Origin of the sequence: Marichromatium gracile (assembly GCF_004343155.1) — a bacterium.
Lineage (GTDB): Bacteria > Pseudomonadota > Gammaproteobacteria > Chromatiales > Chromatiaceae > Marichromatium > Marichromatium gracile.
This window is the reverse complement of the sequence record NZ_SMDC01000006.1, coordinates 62644-81106: the sequence shown is the minus strand read 5'-3', so window position 1 is coordinate 81106 and position 18463 is coordinate 62644. Positions and strand designations below refer to the sequence as shown.

Sequence of the window (18463 nt, the reverse complement as noted above, 5' to 3'; positions counted from 1 at the left end):
CCCGGCGCCGCGATCAGGCCTCGATCGCGATCAGCACCTCGTCGGGGCTGACCGAGTCACCCTTGGCGACGAAGACCTCGGTCACGGTGCCGGCGATCGGCGCCTGGATCTCGGTCTCCATCTTCATCGCCTCGGTGATCAGCAGCGGCTGACCGGCCTCGACCCGGTCGCCCTCGGCGACCAGCACGTCGACGATGTTGCCCGGCATCGAGGTGGTGACGTGCCCGGGCGCGCTCGGACGCGGACGCTTGCCGGCGATCTTCTGCGCCACCGCACCCTCGGCGCCGCCGGTGAGCACCAGCTCGTCGAGGGTCTCGACCACCACCTCCTCGGGCACACCGTCGATGGTGAAGTAGAAGTGACGATCGGCCTGCCCCTTGTGGCCGGCGCCGGTGACCTTGATGTGATAGGTCTCGCCGTGGACCGCGACGTTGAACTCGGTCGGGGCGTTGGCCGCCGTCTCGCTCGGCGGCGGCTCGAGCGGCTCGGGCTGGAGGGTGCCGGCGGCGCGCTGCTCGAGGAAGGCGCGACCGATCTCGGGGAACATGGCGTAGGTGAGGACGTCCTCCTCACCCTCGGCGAGCGCGCCGATCTCGCCCTGCAGCCGCGCCAGCTCGGGTTCGAGCAGATCGGCCGGGCGGCAGTCGATGGCCTCGGCGTTGCCGATCGCCTGACGCTGCAACGCGGCGTCGACCGGCGCCGGGGCCTGACCGTAGCGTCCCTGGAGATAGCCCTTGACCTCGTTGGTGATGCTCTCGTAGCGCTTCTCGGTGAGCACGTTGAGCACCGCCTGGGTGCCGACGATCTGCGAGGTCGGGGTGACCAGGGGCGGATAGCCGAGATCCTTGCGGACCTTGGGGATCTCGGCGAGCACCGCCTCCATGCGATCGAGCGCGTTCTGCTCGCGCAGCTGGTTGGCGAGGTTGGAGATCATCCCGCCCGGCACCTGGTTGACCTGGACGCGGGTGTCGACCCCGGTGAAGTCGCTCTCGAACTGGTGGTACTTCTTGCGCACCTGGTGGAAGTAGATGCCGACCTCCTGGATCGCCTCCAGGTCCAGCCCGGAGTCGTACTCGGTGCCGCGCAGCGCCGCCACCAGGCTCTCGGTCGGCGGGTGGGAGGTGCCGCCGGCGAAGGCCGAGATGGCGGTATCGATGGTGTCGCAGCCGTTCTCGATCGCCTTGAGATGGCACATGTCGGCCAGCCCCGAGGTGGCGTGCGAGTGCAGGTGCAGCGGCAGCTCGACGCTGTCCTTGAGCGCCTTGACCAGCTCGGCGGTGGCGAAGGGGGTGAGCAGCCCGGCCATGTCCTTGATGGCGATCGAGTCGCAACCCATCTCGGCCAGTTCGCGTCCCATGCGCACGAAGCCCGCGGTATCGTGCGCCGGGCTGACGGTGTAGCAGATGGTGCCCTGGGCGTGCTTGCCGGCGGCCTTGGTCGCCTCGATCGCGGTCTTGAGGTTACGCAGATCGTTGAGCGCGTCGAAGATGCGGAAGACATCCATGCCGTTGGCCGCGGCACGGGTGACGAAGGCACGCACCACGTCGTCGGAGTAGTGACGGTAGCCGAGCAGGTTCTGACCGCGCAGCAACATCTGCAGCCGGGTGTTGGGCAGCGCCTCGCGCAACCGGCTCAATCGCTCCCAGGGGTCCTCCTTGAGAAAGCGCACGCAGGCGTCGAAGGTCGCCCCGCCCCAGCACTCGAGCGACCAGAACCCGATGGCGTCGAGCTTGGGACAGATCGGTAGCATGTCCTCGGTGCGCATCCGGGTGGCGATCAGCGATTGATGGGCATCGCGCAGGATGACGTCGGTGATATTGATCTTCGGCATGGTCTCGTTCTCGGCCGGGGCTTGCCCGGCACCGTGAGGGATTGAAGCATCGCACGGGCAGCGGCGCCCGCGCCCCGGCGGCTAGAGCCCGGCGTGTGCGGCGATCGCTGCGGCCAGTGCCGCGGCAACATCCTCGCTTCGGCGCTTGGTCGAGTATTCGAGCAGCTCGGGATGCGACTCGACAAAGCTGGTATTGAAGCTTCCGGCGCGGAAATCCGGGTGACGCAGGATCTCCTGGTAGAAGGGGATGGTCGTCTTGACGCCAAACAACCCGGTATCGCGCAGTGCACGGTCGCCACGATTGATCACGTCGTCCCAGTTCAGCGCCCAGACGATGACCTTGGCGAGCATCGAATCGTAATAGGGCGGGACGGTATAACCGGTGTAGATGGCGCCATCGGTGCGCACGCCCGGCCCACCCGGGGCGTAATAACGCGAGATGCGCCCGAAGCTCGGCAGGAAGTTGTTCTTCGGGTCCTCGGCATTGACGCGGAACTGGATGGCGAAACCGCGGCGCTGGATCTCGTGTTGGGCGAAGCGCAGCGGCAGCTCGGCGGCGATGCGGATCTGCTCCTCGACCAGGTCGACGCCGGTGATGGTCTCGGTGATGGTGTGCTCGACCTGGATGCGGGTGTTCATCTCCATGAAGTAGAAGCGCCCGTCGCTATCCTGGAGGAACTCGACCGTGCCGGCATTGGTATAGCCCACGGCGCGCGCGGCCAGTACCGCCAGACCACCGACGTACTGGCGCTCGGCCTCGTCGAGCTGCGGCGAGGGGGCGATCTCGATCAGCTTCTGATTGCGCCGCTGGATGGAGCAATCGCGCTCGAACAGATGCACGCAGTGACCATGGTGATCGGCGAGCACCTGGACCTCGATGTGGCGCGGATTGACCACGCACTTCTCCATGAAGACCTCGGCACGGCCAAAGGCCTTGGTCGCCTCGGAGATCACCCGCTGGTAGTTGTGGCGCAGCGCCTCGGCGTCATCGCAACGCCGGATGCCGCGACCGCCGCCACCCGAGGTGGCCTTGAGCATCACCGGATAGCCGACACGCTCGGCGCAGGCCAGCGCCTCGTCGAGGTTGGCGAGGTTGCCATCACTGCCGGGCGTGACCGGCACCCCGGCGCGGATCATCGCCTGACGGGCCTCGGTCTTGTCGCCCATCCGTGCGATCACCTCGGCGCTCGGACCGATGAAGGTCAGCCCACGCCGGGCACAGGCAGCGGCCAGCTCCGGGTTCTCGGAGAGGAAGCCATAGCCGGGATGAATGGCATCGCAGCCGGTGGCCACGGCCAGGTTGACGATGGTGTGGACATTGAGATAACCGGCCAGCGGATCGCTGCCCAGGCTATAGGCCTCGTCGGCCTTCTTGACATGAAGCGAATGGCGATCCGCTTCGGAATAGATTGCCACCGAGCGGATGCCCATCTCGGCGCAGGCGCGAATGACACGCACCGCAATCTCTCCGCGGTTCGCGATCAGTATCTTTCGAAGCATTGGTTAGCCTCAGGAATGGCCGGTTCAGTGGACCGAGTCAGAACGGTGAGGATCGTTCGGCTGCACTTGCTGCTTTGCAGCAATATACCCAAAGGCGGTCTGGGTGCAAAGGATGCACACCGCGACACGGCACCGACGTCACCGAAAGGACGGCGTAGAAGCGATCAATTTCGCTGCACGGCGGCGCAGTTTAGCGCAACTTCATCGAATACTGTCAAATGTGATCAATCGCGTGCAACGTCTGACCGCACTGTCCGGAGGACGCGGAAGCACCGAAGATGCCCGCCCAACAATCGATTGATCCCGGGTTGGCGCAACCGTGATCGCGCCCGGGGTTTCACTCGTCTGTTTTACGCATAGCGCCAAGGCTTTCAAGATCCGCGCCCGCACCCCGCGGGCTGCCACGGCACTGCTTCACTCCCATGTGACACCGGGGTCATGACAGGCGGTAAAAAAGACAGGCTTGTCTGTTTTTCAGGGATGTCCGAACAGCGATGGCAGGCGAGCGCGCCAGGCCGCCGCCACGGGGGAGACGTCACACCAGGGGTGTCGACTCTCCCTCACCGAGGTCCGTGACAACAGGAGCATGCGATGAAGACCAAGACGCTGATTCAGCTCAGCCATGTCCGAGGAGGCCCGGGCGGGTGTCAGCACGCGACGGCCCCGGCCCGACGGCGTCGGGACCGGCGAGCGCCGACACGCGGAACGACTGTTGATGGCGCCCGATCCAAAACCGGTCGATCTGCGCCATCTGATTGAAACGGCGCACACCTGCAGCGATCGCGCCGAGATCGTCGAACCCGGATCGGGGAGGACAAGCCCCGACCCGGGTCTTCGCCACGCCCTAGCGGCCGCGACGACCCAACCGACGCGACAGCCCCGCGGCAAGGAGCCCGCCGCCAATCAGCCCCAGCGGAGCCGGCAACGGCACCGACTGGACCGGCTGGGCCGCGGCCGGCGGGAACAGCGCCTCGGTGCTGACCGCGAAGGCGAACTGGAAGGTGGTCGCCTGCTCCTCGGCGGTGCGAAAGCCCTGACACCCGGCGCCCAGCCCGAGCGCGGCGCACTCCTCCTCGTGCAGGGTGGCGATCGGTGCGACCCCGCCGCTGGCATCCTGCAGCAGCAGGCTCACCAGATACTCGTTGCCATCGTAGAGGAAGGGGATATCCAGGGTCTGCACGGCGAGCAACCCGAACAGATCAGGACAGGGGTTGGTGCTGTCGCCGGCACACGTCCCCTGGTTCGCCGTTTCCTTGAAGAAGAACTCGAAGTCCAGGGTCCGGGTATCGACGCTGGCGCCACTGGCGGGCAGCTCTGGCGTCAAGGTCAGACTGGTCGCGACACGCCCCCACTCCAGGGTCGAGTAGCGCGACGAGAGCCGATTGTTCCAGTGGGTCAGGCTGGTGCCGACGCCGATCTCGGCGGCGTCATCAGCGCTGCCGTCGACGACCGTCGCGACCGAGCCGACGGCCGGGCCGCCGCCGGTCAGGTCATTGGTCACGCCATTGCCGATGGTCAAGGCGCTGCGGTTGTGATCGGCGTCGGTGCTGGGGCTACGGAAATCAGGCGTCACCGTTGTGCCCCAACACCCAAGCCAAGTATCCATACCGGAACAATAAGATCCGCTCCCCCAGGACAACTCGCTGCCGGTGACCTGAATCTCACCACTCGACCCTGAGAACCGATTATCTACGAAACGTGCATCGGCGCTGTATCCCCACTGGGTCACCACCGGTCCGGCGACCGCGTTGCCCAAGGCCCCTAGCACCAGGGCAGCCAGCGCCATCTTTTTCATCACCATTCGCTTCATCATGTTGACTCAACTCCGTTGTCTTCCTTGTGCCGGGGCGGATCCATCCTCGCGGAGCATCGTGCGCCGCACCGGGGCCATCCCGTCTCGCAACGATGGCGCGCACCCGACTCGACACTTAGAGCACGTCCCATGCCATATAAAGACAACCAACTGAAGGCTAAAAGGTTTCTTCAAAACCAGCACACCACGAGCAAAAGCGAGCACGAAAACCGTAAAAAAAACCGACGACTGCCCTGCCCGTACTCATACAGAACGGCCCCCGCCGCCCCGTCTGCACATCCGCTCATGCTGTGCGAGAATTCCACGCTTGTCGAAATGACGAGGACCCGTTCGTGAACCAGGCCACATCCGCCACCCTGCACTCCCCGCTCGAACCACCGCTGCCCGAAGGGGCGGGTGAACGCAGGTGCTGGGGCGGGCTGCACGGGGCCGGCGCGGCGCTCGCCATCGCCACCGCCGCCAGACGTCACCCCGGACTGGTGCTGGCCCTGGCCGAGGACGTGCAGGCGGCGCGACGGCTGCACGCCGAGCTGGGCTTCTTCCTCACCGGCAGCGATCTCCCGGTGCTCGGCTTCCCCGACTGGGAGACCCTGCCCTACGACGTCTTCTCGCCCCTGCCCGAGCTGATCTCGGAGCGGCTGCTGACCCTGCACCGTCTGCCGGGGCTGACCCGTGGCGTACTGGTGGTGCCGGTGGCGACCCTGCTCCAGCGCCTGCCGCCGCGCGACTATGTCGACGCCCACTCGCTGGTGCTCGCCTGCGGCGACCGACTCGATCTCGACGCCACCCGACTGCGACTCGAACACGCCGGCTACAGCTGTGTCTCGCAGGTGATGGGACACGGCGAATACGCGGTACGCGGCTCGCTGCTCGATGTCTTCCCGATGGGCGGACAGCAACCGCTGCGCATCGACCTGTTCGACGACGAGGTCGAGAGCATTCGTCTGTTCGATCCCGAGACCCAGCGCTCGCACGACCGCATCGAGCAGGTGCGGATGCTGCCGGCGCGCGAGTTCCCCTTCGACGAGCAGGCGATCGCCGGTTTCCGCAGCCGCTATCGCGCCAGCATCGAGGGCGATCCGCAACGCAGCCTGATCTATCGCGAGGTCTCGGAGGGGCGCACACCGGGCGGCATCGAGTCCTATCTGCCGCTGTTCTTCGACGACACCGCCACCCTCTTCGACTATCTGCCCGCCACCACCCTGGCGATCGAACCGGCGAGCGGTCGCGAGGCCGGCGCGGGCTTCCTCGCCACCGTCGCCGAGCGCCATGAGCAGCGTCGCCACGACGCCGAGCGCCCGCTGCTCGCCCCCGCGCGGCTCTATCTCGGCGCCGACGAACTGGCCGCCGCGCTCAACCGCATGCCCGGGGTGAACTACCGCACCGCACCGTTCGACACTCGCCCCAAGGGCTATGCCGGGGTCGACAACTTCGCCACCCTCGACCTGCCAGCGCTGGAGCTGCAGGCCCGCGCCGCCGAGCCGGCGCAGGCGCTGCAGCGCTTCCTCGACACCCCGGGGCAGCGGGTGCTGCTGGTGGCCGAGAGCACCGGACGCCGCGAGCTGCTCGCCGAACAGCTGCGCGACTTCGGCATCCATGCCACCCAGGTCAGCGACTGGGGCAGCTTCGTCGCCGGCGATCTGTCGCTCGCGCTCACCGTCGCGCCGCTCGAACAGGGGTTGCGGCTCGCCGACCAGGGACTGGCGCTGATCACCGAGACCCAGATCTATGGCGAGCGGGTGCGCCAGGAGCGTCGCCGTCGCGCCCGCGAGCGCGACGGCGACGCGGTGGTGCGCAACCTCACCGAACTGACCGAGGGCGCCCCGGTGGTCCACGAGGAGCACGGCGTCGGGCGCTATCTGGGGCTGCAGACGCTCGAGGTCGGCGGCAGCAGCACCGAGTTCCTCACCCTCGGCTATGCCAAGGGCGACAAGCTCTATGTCCCGGTCAGCTCGCTGCACCTGATCTCGCGCTATACCGGCGCCACCCCCGAGCAGGCACCGCTGCACCGACTCGGCGGCGAGCAATGGGAGCGGATCAAGCGCAAGGCGGCGCAGAAGGCCTGCGACGTCGCCGCCGAACTGCTCGACGTCTACGCCCGACGCGCCGCCCGTCAGGGCGTGGCCAGTCCCGCGCCCGATACCGACTATGGCGCCTTCGCCGCCGCCTTCCCCTTCGAGGAGACCCCGGACCAGCTGCGCGCGATCGACAGCGTGCTCGCCGACATGGCCGACACCAAGCCGATGGACCGGGTGGTCTGCGGCGACGTCGGTTTCGGCAAGACCGAGGTGGCGATGCGCGCGGCCTTCGTCGCCGCCAACGGCGGGCGACAGGTGGTGGTGCTGGTGCCCACCACCCTGCTCGCCCAGCAGCACTTCGAGAACTTCTCCGACCGCTTCGCCGACTGGCCGATCAAGGTCGAGAGCCTGTCGCGCTTTCGCACCGCGCGCGAGCAGAAGCAGGTATTCGCCGGGCTGGCCGATGGCACCATCGACATCGTCGTCGGTACCCACAAGCTGCTCCAACCGGGCATCGACTTCCACGACCTGGGGCTGGTGATCGTCGACGAGGAGCATCGCTTCGGGGTGCGTCACAAGGAGCGGCTCAAACAGCTGCGTAGCGAGGTCGACATCCTCACCCTCACCGCCACGCCGATCCCGCGCACCCTCAACATGGCGATGTCGGGACTGCGCGATCTGTCGATCATCGCCACCGCGCCGGTCGAGCGCCACCCGATCAAGACCTTCGTCAGCCCGTGGAACGACGGTCTGGTGCAGGAGGCGGTACAGCGCGAGCTCAAGCGCGGCGGTCAGGTCTACTTCCTCCACAACGAGGTCGAGACCATCGAGAACCAGGCACAGAAGCTCGAGGCGCTGATCCCGAGCGCGCGCGTCCAGGTCGCCCACGGTCAGATGCGCGAGCGCGAGCTCGAACGGATCATGCGCGACTTCTACCACCAGCGCTTCAACCTGCTGGTGTGCACCACCATCGTCGAGAGCGGCATCGACGTGCCCAGCGCCAATACCATCATCATCAATCGCGCCGACAAGCTCGGCCTGGCCCAGCTCCATCAGCTGCGTGGCCGGGTCGGGCGCTCGCACCACCGCGCCTATGCCTATCTGATCACCCCGCCGACCAAGGCGATGACCCCGGACGCGATCAAGCGCCTCGAGGCGATCGAGTCGATGGAGGACCTCGGCGCGGGCTTCACCCTCGCGACCCACGACCTCGAGATCCGTGGCGCCGGCGAACTGCTCGGCGACGACCAGTCGGGGCAGATCGCCGAGGTCGGCTTCTCGCTCTACATGGAGCTGCTCGAGCGCGCGGTCGAGGCGCTCAAGGCCGGGCGCACCCCGGAACTCGATCGACCGCTCAGCCACGGCGCCGAGATCGACCTCGGGGTCCCGGCGCTGCTGCCGAGCGACTACCTGCCCGACGTGCACGCCCGACTGGTGATGTACAAACGCATCGCCAGCGCCACCAGCAAGGAGGCGTTGCGGGAGCTACAGGTGGAGATGATCGACCGCTTCGGGCTGCTGCCCGAACCGGCCAAGCGTTTGCTGGAGATCACCGCACTGAAGCTGCGGGTCCAGCCGTGGGGGATCGTCAAGATCGAGGTGGGGGCCGGCAGTGGCCGGATCTGCTTCGAGGACAACCCGCGGATCGATCCGGCCCGACTGATCGGGCTGATCCAGGAGCAACCCAAGGTCTATCGACTCGATGGCGGCGACACGCTCAGGTTCTATCGCGAGATGCCCGAACCCGAGCAGCGTCTGCGCCAGGTCGAACAGCTCGTCGAGCGGCTCACCGGCGAGGGCCGTTGAGCGGGCCTCAGTCCTGCGACTGACAGCCCGGGCAGACGCCGTAGATCACCAGCGAGTGGTCCTGGATACGGAAGCCCTTGTCCGCGGCGATCTGCGACTGACGCTCCTCGATCAGGGTATCGACGAACTCGACCACCTTGCCGCACTTGACGCACACCAGGTGGTCGTGATGGTCTCCGCTGTTGAGCTCGAACACCGACTGCCCGCCCTCGAAGTTGCGTCGGCACACCAGCCCGGCGCTCTCGAACTGGGTGAGCACCCGGTAGACGGTCGCCAGACCGACCTCCTCGTCCTGGCTCAGCAACTGCTTGTAGACGTCCTCGGCACTGAGATGGCGCTTGCGGCTCTTCTCGAGGATGCCCAATATCTTGACCCGCGGGGCCGTGACCTTGAGGCCCGCACGTTTGATCTGTTGATTTTCCAAAACCGCTCTCCCCGTCTAGCCCGGGGGCGTCGGCGACCGCCCGGACTGCGTTGCTCACGCGCCGCCCGGTGATCGGGATCCGGCGCTGCTGTATCATGCCACGGTTATTCGCACAGTCATCGACGCAAAACAATGCGAAAGATTCTCACGTTTTCGATCCTCGGTTCTTTGTTGATTATCGTCGCGAGCGGTTGTTCGCGGGACAAGCGGCCCGACGAGTACCGATCCTCCATGCTGGAGAACCTGCCATTCGTCTACAAGATGACGGTGCAGCAAGGCAATATCATCACCGAGGAGATGATCGATCAGCTCCAGCCGGGCATGACCAGACGGCAGGTGCAGTACCTGCTCGGCACCCCGCTGCTGACCGATTTCTTCCATAACGATCGCTGGGATTACACCTATACCATCAAGCGTGGACACCAGCCGATGGAGATCCGCTATCTGACGCTGTACTTCGCGGAGGACAGCCTAGTGCGGATCGAAGGGGACATCAAACCCGACCCCGCCCGGGCCGAGTCACGCGAGCCCAGGGAGATCCTGGTCAAGGTGCCCGACCACGAGGGACGCAAGGGGCTGGTCGAACGCGGCCTCAAGGCCGTCGGACTGGATCCCGAGGAGTAGGCGCGACGGGCACTCAGCCCGCCCCCGCCGCGCGGCGCTTGCGCGCCGCCTTGGGGTCGGCGATCAGCGGTCGATAGATCTCGATCCGATCACCGTCCTCGAGCGCCTGATCGAGCTTGGCAAGCTTGCCGAAGACCCCCACCTTGTTGCGCGCCAGATCGATCTCGGGGAAACGCTCGAGCACCCCGGACTGATGCAGCGCCTCCTCGAGCCGGGTACCGCGTGCCACCTCGATGGCACGCAGCATCTGTCCCTGCTCGCCGACATAGGCCACCGAGACCTGCAGGTAATCAGTCACGATACACCTCGTCGGCACGCTTGCAGAAGGCGTCGACCAGGGTGTTGGCGATCTGGTTGAAGACGGTGCCGAAGGCCTTGTCGATCAACCGCCCGGAGAACTCGAAGTCCAGCTCCAGCTCGACCTTGGAGGCGTCCTCGCGCAATTCGGTGAAACGCCAACCACCGACGAGCTTGCGGAAGGGACCGTCGAGCAGGTTGATGCTCATGCGCGCGGGCCGCTCGTAGCGGTTGCAGGTACTGAAGGTCTGATGGATCCCCATCCGCGACACCTCGATCTGACCGCAGATCTGCTCGGCGCTCTCCGAGATCACCCGGGCGCTCTTGCACCAGGGCAGGAACTGCGGATAGGAGCCGACATCATAGACGAGATCGAACATCTGGGCCGCGGAGTACGGCACCAGGGCGCTTTTTCTGACTGTAGCCACAACTAATCAAGACCAATCAATTTGAGGATGCCCAGGGCATTGAGCATGACGAGCATCACCGCCGTCGGCGCGACATAACGGATCAGCATCCGCCACGCCCGATAGACAAGACCTTCGCCGAGGCGCAGCTCGTCGAGTGAGGAGGCGCGAGCCATCTTCCAGCCGGCGAAGATCGCGATGAGGATCCCGCCGAGCGGCAACAGGATGTTGGCCGTGAGGAAGTCGAAGAGGTCGAGGATCCCCTTACCGAAGACGGTGAAGCCGGACCACTCGTTGAGCGAGAGCAGACAGGCGATACCGAGCAGCCAGACGGTGAGCCCGGCGAGGATCGAGGCGCGCACCCGACTGAAGCTGAGGTTCTCCACCAGCCAGGCGACCAGCGGCTCGAGCAGCGAGATCGCCGAGGTCCAGGCCGCGAACACCAGCAGCACGAAGAACAGCGCGCCGAACAGCTGCCCGCCCGGCATCTCGCCGAAGGCGATCGGCAGGGTCTGGAAGATCAGTCCCGGACCACTGTCGGGCGCCAGACCGTTGGCGAACACCACCGGGAAGATCGCCAGACCGGCGAGCAGCGCGACCAGGGTATCCATCGAGGCGACGATCACCGAGTTGCGGGCGATCGAGGCGTCGCGACCGAGATAGGAGCCGTAGATCATGATCGCGCCCATGCCGAGACTGAGACTGAAGAAGGCCTGGCCCATGGCGCTGAGGATGGCCTCGCCGGCATGCCCCTTGAACTTCTCGAAGTCGGGCGCGAACAGATAGTCGACCGCCCCGGCGAAGTCACCGGCGCTGGCGGCATAGATCACCATCACCACCAGCAGCACGAACAGCGCGGGCATCAGATAGCGCACTGCCTTCTCGAGTCCACTGGCGACCCCGCGCGAGACCACCAGCACCACCATCGCCATGAAGATGGTGTGCCAGGCGAGCAGACGCTCGGCATCGCCCACCAGCGACGCGAAGATCTCGCCGGCGGCGACGCCGTCGATGCCGTTGAAGGCACCGGCGGCGGCGCGGAAGACATAGGCCAGCGCCCAGCCGGCGATGACGCTGTAGAAGGACAGGATCAGGAAGGCGGTGACGATGCCCATCCAGCCGACCACCTGCCAGCTACCGGCGCGCCCCTCCTGCGCGGTCAGGGTGCGCATGGTGTTGATCGGGCTCTGGCGTCCGCGCCGACCGAGCATGATCTCGGCCATCATGATCGGGATGCCGATGGCGGCGACGCAGATCAGATAGACCAGGACGAATGCCCCGCCACCGTACTCGCCGGCGGCATAGGGGAAACGCCAGATGTTGCCCAGACCGACGGCCGAACCGCTGGCCGCAAGGATGAAGGCGAGACGTGTGGACCACATCCCATGGATGGAAGTGACGGCCATGTGTCGAAACTCCTAAACTGCGATCTGTTCGCGTACGACGTCCGCGAGCCGCTCGCACACACGGCGCACCTGCCCCTCGTCGGTTCCCTCGACCATCACTCGCACCAGCGGCTCGGTCCCCGACATCCGCAGCAGCACCCGGCCGCCGCCGTCGAGCTCGCGCTCGGCCTCGGCGACCGCTTCGCGCACCCGCGGCAGCTCACCGAGATCCCGACGTCGGTCGAGACGCACGTTGATCAGTACCTGCGGATAACGCTCGACCTCGGCACACAGCCCGTCGAGCGAGCAGTCGAGCCGGTTGAGCGCGGCCAGCACCTGCAGTGCCGAGACGATCCCATCGCCGGTGGTGGTGCGATCGCGGCAGATGATGTGGCCCGAGGGCTCGCCGCCGAGGATGCCATCGGCCTGCTTGAGCGCCTCCATGATGTAGCGATCGCCCACCTTGGTGCGGACGAACCCGGTACCGAGCCGCGCCAGCGCATGCTCCAGACCGAGGTTGCTCATCAGCGTACCGACCACCTCGCCGCGCATCGCACCGGCCGCGAGCCTGGACTTGGCAATGATGTAGAGCAGCTGGTCGCCGTCGACCAGCTCACCTCGCGAATCGACCATCAGCACCCGGTCGCCGTCACCGTCGAAGGCGATACCGAGGTCCGCACCCTCTCGCAGCACCGCCTCGCACAGCGCCTCGGGCCGGGTCGATCCAACGTCGCGATTGATATTGAACCCATTGGGCTCGACACCCAGACGTACCACGCTGGCGCCAAGCTCCTCGAAGACATGGGGGGCGGTATTATAGGTCGCCCCGTTGGCACAATCGACGACGATTTTCAGCCCGCGGAAATTGATCGACGACGGGATGGTGCCCTTGCAGAACTCGATGTAACGACCACCGGCATCCCCCACCCGCACCACCTTGCCCAGGGCGCTGGAGTCGACCGTGCGCAGCGGCTGCTCGAGTTCGGCCTCGATCGCCGCCTCCAGGGCGTCGGGGAGCTTGTCGCCCTCGGACGAGAAGAACTTGATGCCGTTGTCCTGATAGGGATTGTGCGAGGCGGTGATGACGATCCCGGCATCGGCGCGGAAGGTGCGGGTGAGATAGGCCACCGCCGGGGTGGTCATCGGCCCGAGCAGGCGGATGTCGACCCCGGCGGCCACCAGCCCGGCCTCGAGCGCCGACTCGAACATATAGCCCGAGATGCGGGTGTCCTTGCCGATCAGGATCTTGCCGCCACCGCCATTGCCGAGTACCCGCCCGGCCGCCCAGCCGAGCTTGAGCACGAAGTCGGGGGTGACGATGCCCTCGCCGACCCGCCCACGGATGCCGTCGGTTCCGAAGTATCTACGCATTCAGTGCTCACCCGCCGGTCCGCCGACGTGCCCCTCCTCGGCCTGATTCGCAGCATCCGGTCCGGTCGGACGCTGCGGCTGATCGTCCTCCCAGTCGCGCGGAGGACGCGGCGGGCGGCCGGACATGATGTCGTCGATCTGACCCGAATCGATGGTCTCGAACTTCATCAGCGCTGCGGTCATCGCCTCGAGCTTGTCGCGATGGGTCTCGAGGATCTCGCGGGCGCGCGCATAGTTGCGCTCGATGACGTCGCGGATCTCCTCGTCGATGAGATGGCTGGTCTCGTCGGAGACGTTCTTGTGCTGGGTGACCGAGTGACCGAGGAAGACCTCCTGCTCGTCCTCGCCGTAGGTCAGCGGCCCGAGACGATCGGACAGCCCCCACTTGGTGACCATGTTGCGAGCGATCTCGGTGGCGCGCTGGATGTCGTTCTGCGCGCCGGTGGTGACACTCTCGGTACCGAACACCAGCTCCTCGGCGACACGCCCGCCGAACAGGCTCGAGATACTGCTCTCGAGCCGCTGCCTGCTGTAGCTGAAGCGATCGTCCTCGGGCAGGAACAGGGTGACGCCGAGCGCGCGACCGCGCGGGATGATGCTGACCTTGTGCACCGGGTCGTGATCGGGCACCAGTCGGCCGACGATGGCATGCCCCGACTCGTGATAGGCGGTCAACCGCTTCTCGTCCTCGGTCATCACCATCGAGCGCCGCTCGGCACCCATCATGATCTTGTCCTTGGCCTGCTCCATGTCGTCCATGTCGACGAGCTTCTTGTTGCGCCGCGCGGCGAACAGCGCCGCCTCGTTGACCAGATTGGCCAGGTCGGCACCGGAGAAGCCGGGCGTGCCGCGCGCCAGCACCGAGGCCTGGACGTCCTCGGCGGCGGGGATCTTGCGCATGTGCACCTTGAGGATCTGCTCGCGCCCGCGCACATCGGGCAGCGGCACCACCACCTGACGGTCGAAGCGGCCCGGGCGCAACAACGCCGGGTCGAGCACGTCGGGACGGTTGGTGGCGGCGATCACGATCACCCCCTCGGTGCCCTCGAAGCCGTCCATCTCGACGAGCAGCTGGTTGAGGGTCTGCTCGCGCTCGTCGTGCCCGCCGCCAAGCCCGGCGCCACGATGGCGACCGACGGCGTCGATCTCGTCGATGAAGATGATGCAGGGGGCATGCTTCTTCGCCTGCTCGAACATGTCGCGCACCCGCGAGGCGCCGACACCGACGAACATCTCGACGAAGTCCGAACCGGAGATGGTGAAGAAGGGCACCCGCGCCTCGCCGGCGATGGCACGCGCCAGCAGCGTCTTGCCGGTGCCCGGGGGGCCGACCATCAGCACGCCCTTGGGGATCTTGCCGCCGAGCTTCTGGAACTTGCCCGGATCGCGGAGGAAGTCGACCATCTCGACGACCTCTTCCTTGGCCTCCTCGGCGCCGGCGACATCCTGGAAGGTGACCTTGATCTGGTCCTCGGAGAGCATGCGCGCGCGGCTCTTGCCGAAGGACATCGCCCCACGACCACCGCCGCCGCCCTGCATCTGGCGCAGGAAGAAGATCCACAGCCCGACCAGGATCAACAGCGGGAACCAGTTGATCAGCACCTGCATCAGCACCGACTGCTGTTCGGGCGGCGCGGCCTTGATCACCACGTCATTGTTGAGCAGGTCGCCGACCAGACCGTCATCGCCCGGGCTGAAGGTGGTGAAGCGCTGCCCGGAGGCGGTCAGACCCTCGATCTGCCGACCCTGGATGGTCACCTCCTTGACGTCGCCCTGCTTGACCTGCTCGATGAAGGTCGAGTAGTCGAGCTTGCTCGAGGTCGATTGGGTGGTGGTGAAGTTGTTGAACACGGACATCAGCACGATGGCGATGACCACCCAAAGAAGTATATTTTTCGCCATGTCACTCACGGCCTGGTGCCCTTAGTCTGGTTGGTTGCCGGCGCGGCAATGTCGTCACTCAAGCCGATGAAACTAGCATCGACCGCTCAAGGATTAAAGCCTTTGGCCACCAGATAGACCTCGCGGCTCGCCGATCTGGAGGACTTCGGCTTGCGCGTGACCACCCGCGAGAAGGACTGACGCAGGGTACGCAGATAGTCGTCGAAGCCACTGCCCTGGAACACCTTGACCGCGAGCGCACCGCCGGGCTTGAGCCGGGCCCGGGCCAGTTCCAGGGCGAGTTCGACCAGATACATCACCCGCGCCTGGTCGACCACCGCGGTCCCGGTGATGTTCGGCGCCATATCCGAGAGCACCACGTCGAGCGGTGCGGCCTCGAGCGCCGCCTCGAGCTGCTCGAGCACCGCCTGCTCGCGGAAGTCGCCCTGGAGGATCTCGACGCCCGGCAACGGGTCGATCGGCAACAGGTCGAGCGCGACCACCCGCCCCTGCTTGCCGACCAGGCGCGCGGCCACCTGCGACCAGCTCCCGGGCGCGGCGCCGAGATCGACCACCCGCATCCCCGGGGCGAGCAGACGGTCGCGCTCCTGGAGTTCGAGCAGCTTGTAGGCGGCGCGCGAACGGTAACCGTCCTGCTGCGCCTGCTTGACGAAGGGGTCGCCGACGTGACGGTCGAGCCAGCGACGACTGGACTTGCTTCTTGCCATGGATCGAAAAACCGGTGGACTGGTGCGGCACGGGGGATCCGCGCGCATGGATGCGCTATTGAACCACAGCCCGGGGATGGCCGGCGCGCCCGGCCGAGCCGATCGAGGCGCGCTCAGAACTCGTGGACCCAGGGAAAACGGAAGAGTTCGAGCAGCATCCCCGCCAGCGCGCCGCCGAGTACGGCGCCCACCACCGCCTGGGCGAGATCCTGGTGCAGCGCCAGACTCGCCTGCATCCACCAACCCTGCTCGACGGCGATCAGCGGCCCGCTGATCAGCCAGACACTACCGGCCGCGACCCCGGCGAGCAGCGCCATCACCAGTGCCTCGATGAGCTGACAGGGGCGTGACTCGAGCAGCAACCGGCGCGACAGACAGACCCAGCCGCGCACCGTCGAGACATAGAGCACACCGTTGACGCTGACCAGAAACAGCAACACCGCGAACACCGCAAAACCACCAGGCTGCAGTGAATCGGCAAGGGCCACCGCGGTACCCACCAGCGCGCCGGTCATGAGACCGGCCAGGGTCTTGCCCGGCACATGGCGCGAACAGCGCGCGCGGAAGGGCACCAGCGCCCCGACCACCGCGGCCAGCACGGCGGCGAGCAGCGCCGACTCGATGAAGCCGAGCGTGCCGTTGAGCGCGATCAAGGCCCCGACCCCGACCACGCCGCCGATGGCCGTGGCCATCAGCGAGATCTCGCGCGCACCGTAGAGCACCGCGCCGATCGCGCCGGCCAGGGCCGCGGCCGGCACATAGGCCCAATGCGACCAGCCGTGCACGCGCAGCAACTCGACCAGCCCGATGAACAGCGGGGCATGGATCAGCCCGATCAGACACCAGACGATGGTGCGCAGAAACAGCAGTCGCCAGCGCACCCCATGACGACTCACCGCGGGCTCGAGGCGGTCGTGGACGCGAACATCGCAATAATGGGAGGAGAAGACTTGGGGGCGGGATAGAGACATGACCGGGTTACCGCTGTTGCTGCCTGGAGTGGATCGGGCAAGAGGCAGGAACCCGATCGCGAGCGTGCTTCCGTCAGAGAATACGGTCGCCGTCTCTGGATTAAAGCAGGGATGTCAGCGCGCCCACGTGAACCGGGACCCAGATGTCGCCGACGAGTGGCGGTCCTGAAACGACAAACGGGGCCATGCGGCCCCGTCAGTGCACCCCCGGAGGGGAACGTCAACCCGGATCAGCCTGCGCGCAGGGTCCAGGAAGCGCACCAGCCGTTGAGGTTGATCAGCTTGCCGGGGAACAGGCTGCAGCCGCGCCACTCGTCAGCACCCTGGTCGGGCAGCATGAACTGGCAGTTCTCGCAGTGCTGCTCCTCGGGCGGCAGACCCGGGCGAGCGGCGGCAACGCGCTCGGACTGAGCCGCATCACGGTGATACTTCAGCGCAACCGCGGTGGGATCGCTCTCGGTCACAGCGTTTGCAGGAACCTCGGCACGCGCGGTACCGAAGCCAACGAGGTTGATCACCGGGACTGCGGCAGCGGTACCCAGCATCACTTTGACGGCGTCACGACGGCTCTTGCAAATTGGCTTATCGGACATGGGATCAACTCCTTCAAAAAGGCACACTTGGTGATCTCGACACCCCCGGAAAACCCGGAGGCCGCCGATCATTGTGCAACATGAGTCCCTAAAAGGCGAGTGCAAGAGACCGCCGAGACGGACCGGCTCAGTCGAGATAGGTGCCGGCGCCGAGGTAGCGCGCCCGCCAATAGGGCGCGTCGAGCCGGGCCAGACGGACCTCGCGGCGCGAGGTCGAGGCGTGCACGAAGCGTTCGTCATCGACCATCAGGCCGACATGGTGCACCCCCGGCCCGGTGCGGAAGAACACCAGATCGCCGGCGCGCGCCCGCCCCTTGGCGAGCGGGCGGGCGCGGGCGAGCTGCGCCACCGAGACACGCGGGATGTCGATCCCCGCGACATGATGGGCGTAATAGGTCAGGCCGCTGCAGTCGACCCCGGTCCGCGGATCCTCGCCACCGTAACGATAAGGCGTCCCGAGCTGGGCGAGCCCGGCCTCGACCACCTGCTGGCGCGCCCCTCCCGTGGTCGCACAGCCAGCGAGCGACACGAACGCCACGAGGGCCCCGGCGAACACACCGGCAGAGATCGCTTTATTTCTCATAGTCGATTGCAACAATCGCTTCTAAGATGCTGTATGACATACATCTAGAAAAGCCGGACATGCTTGTCAAGCTGGCCGGCGCGTAGCGCTCGACACGCCGCCCCGAAGGCACCGGGGCGCACCTCGACAGCACCTCGCCGACAACCCGCGAGGCGCCGCGCAGCGCCCCCGATCACGCCCCCTGCCAGCACGCTGCTTTACGCGCCCCAAACCAGCCCTTACAGTCTACGG

Annotated in this window: 15 protein-coding genes; 2 read left to right on the top strand and 13 right to left on the bottom strand. The window is 66.4% G+C overall.

The annotated features are described in order from the left end of the window. Positions 1-13: 13 nt before the first annotated feature. The 3 genes from oadA to EDC29_RS10235 form a co-directional block, all read right to left on the bottom strand. Complete coding sequence (gene oadA / locus EDC29_RS10245; RefSeq protein ID WP_123141616.1) at positions 14-1831, bottom strand: sodium-extruding oxaloacetate decarboxylase subunit alpha; 1818 nt, start codon at positions 1829-1831, stop codon at positions 14-16. An 81-nt stretch (positions 1832-1912) separates the two neighbouring features. After that, positions 1913-3331, bottom strand: a complete 1419-nt coding sequence (locus EDC29_RS10240) for an acetyl-CoA carboxylase biotin carboxylase subunit (protein ID WP_132229743.1) — start codon at positions 3329-3331, stop codon at positions 1913-1915. Positions 3332-4175: 844 nt separating this feature from the next. Then, complete coding sequence (locus tag EDC29_RS10235) at positions 4176-5144, bottom strand: THxN family PEP-CTERM protein (RefSeq protein WP_132229741.1); 969 nt, start codon at positions 5142-5144, stop codon at positions 4176-4178. A 332-nt stretch (positions 5145-5476) separates the two neighbouring features. Between EDC29_RS10235 and mfd the strand changes: the two genes are divergently transcribed. Then, the gene (gene mfd / locus EDC29_RS10230) at positions 5477-8968 is read left to right on the top strand and encodes a transcription-repair coupling factor (RefSeq protein WP_132229740.1); all 3492 of its coding nucleotides are present in this window, start codon (positions 5477-5479) and stop codon (positions 8966-8968) included. A 7-nt stretch (positions 8969-8975) separates the two neighbouring features. Here the strand turns inward: mfd and fur are convergent, their stop codons facing one another. Then, the gene (fur, locus tag EDC29_RS10225; protein WP_062273570.1) at positions 8976-9392 is read right to left on the bottom strand and encodes a ferric iron uptake transcriptional regulator; all 417 of its coding nucleotides are present in this window, start codon (positions 9390-9392) and stop codon (positions 8976-8978) included. A gap of 132 nt (positions 9393-9524) precedes the next feature. Between fur and EDC29_RS10220 the strand changes: the two genes are divergently transcribed. Next, the gene (locus tag EDC29_RS10220) at positions 9525-10016 is read left to right on the top strand and encodes an outer membrane protein assembly factor BamE (RefSeq protein ID WP_062273567.1); all 492 of its coding nucleotides are present in this window, start codon (positions 9525-9527) and stop codon (positions 10014-10016) included. A gap of 13 nt (positions 10017-10029) precedes the next feature. On the opposite strand, the gene EDC29_RS10215 is transcribed toward EDC29_RS10220, so the two are convergent. The 9 genes from EDC29_RS10215 to EDC29_RS10175 all read right to left on the bottom strand — a co-directional run bounded on the left by EDC29_RS10215 (position 10030) and on the right by EDC29_RS10175 (position 18178). Next, complete coding sequence (locus tag EDC29_RS10215; RefSeq protein ID WP_123141266.1) at positions 10030-10314, bottom strand: RnfH family protein; 285 nt, start codon at positions 10312-10314, stop codon at positions 10030-10032. Next, positions 10307-10741, bottom strand: coding sequence for a type II toxin-antitoxin system RatA family toxin (locus EDC29_RS10210; RefSeq protein ID WP_123141267.1), 435 nt, complete (start codon positions 10739-10741; stop codon positions 10307-10309). The genes EDC29_RS10215 and EDC29_RS10210 overlap by 8 nt, the downstream gene beginning before the upstream one ends. 2 nt (positions 10742-10743) lie before the next feature. Continuing rightward, positions 10744-12126 carry a sodium-dependent transporter gene (locus EDC29_RS10205; RefSeq protein ID WP_123141268.1) on the bottom strand — a complete coding sequence of 461 codons (1383 nt, stop codon included), beginning with the start codon at positions 12124-12126 and terminating at the stop codon, positions 10744-10746. 12 nt (positions 12127-12138) lie between these two features. Next, on the bottom strand, positions 12139-13476 hold the full coding sequence (glmM, locus tag EDC29_RS10200; RefSeq protein ID WP_123141269.1) for a phosphoglucosamine mutase: 1338 nt from the start codon (positions 13474-13476) through the stop codon (positions 12139-12141). After that, positions 13477-15378, bottom strand: a complete 1902-nt coding sequence (gene ftsH / locus EDC29_RS10195; protein ID WP_190287972.1) for an ATP-dependent zinc metalloprotease FtsH — start codon at positions 15376-15378, stop codon at positions 13477-13479. An 86-nt stretch (positions 15379-15464) separates the two neighbouring features. After that, the gene (gene rlmE, locus EDC29_RS10190) at positions 15465-16085 is read right to left on the bottom strand and encodes a 23S rRNA (uridine(2552)-2'-O)-methyltransferase RlmE (RefSeq protein ID WP_062273555.1); all 621 of its coding nucleotides are present in this window, start codon (positions 16083-16085) and stop codon (positions 15465-15467) included. A gap of 113 nt (positions 16086-16198) precedes the next feature. Then, the gene (locus EDC29_RS10185) at positions 16199-16981 is read right to left on the bottom strand and encodes a hypothetical protein (RefSeq protein WP_223806104.1); all 783 of its coding nucleotides are present in this window, start codon (positions 16979-16981) and stop codon (positions 16199-16201) included. A gap of 305 nt (positions 16982-17286) precedes the next feature. Continuing rightward, positions 17287-17649 (bottom strand): high-potential iron-sulfur protein, encoded by a 363-nt coding sequence (locus EDC29_RS10180; RefSeq protein ID WP_062273554.1) that lies wholly within the window; start codon positions 17647-17649, stop codon positions 17287-17289. Positions 17650-17776: 127 nt separating this feature from the next. Beyond that, positions 17777-18178 carry a C40 family peptidase gene (locus tag EDC29_RS10175; protein WP_338086184.1) on the bottom strand — a complete coding sequence of 134 codons (402 nt, stop codon included), beginning with the start codon at positions 18176-18178 and terminating at the stop codon, positions 17777-17779. Between the last annotated feature and the right edge of the window lie 285 nt (positions 18179-18463).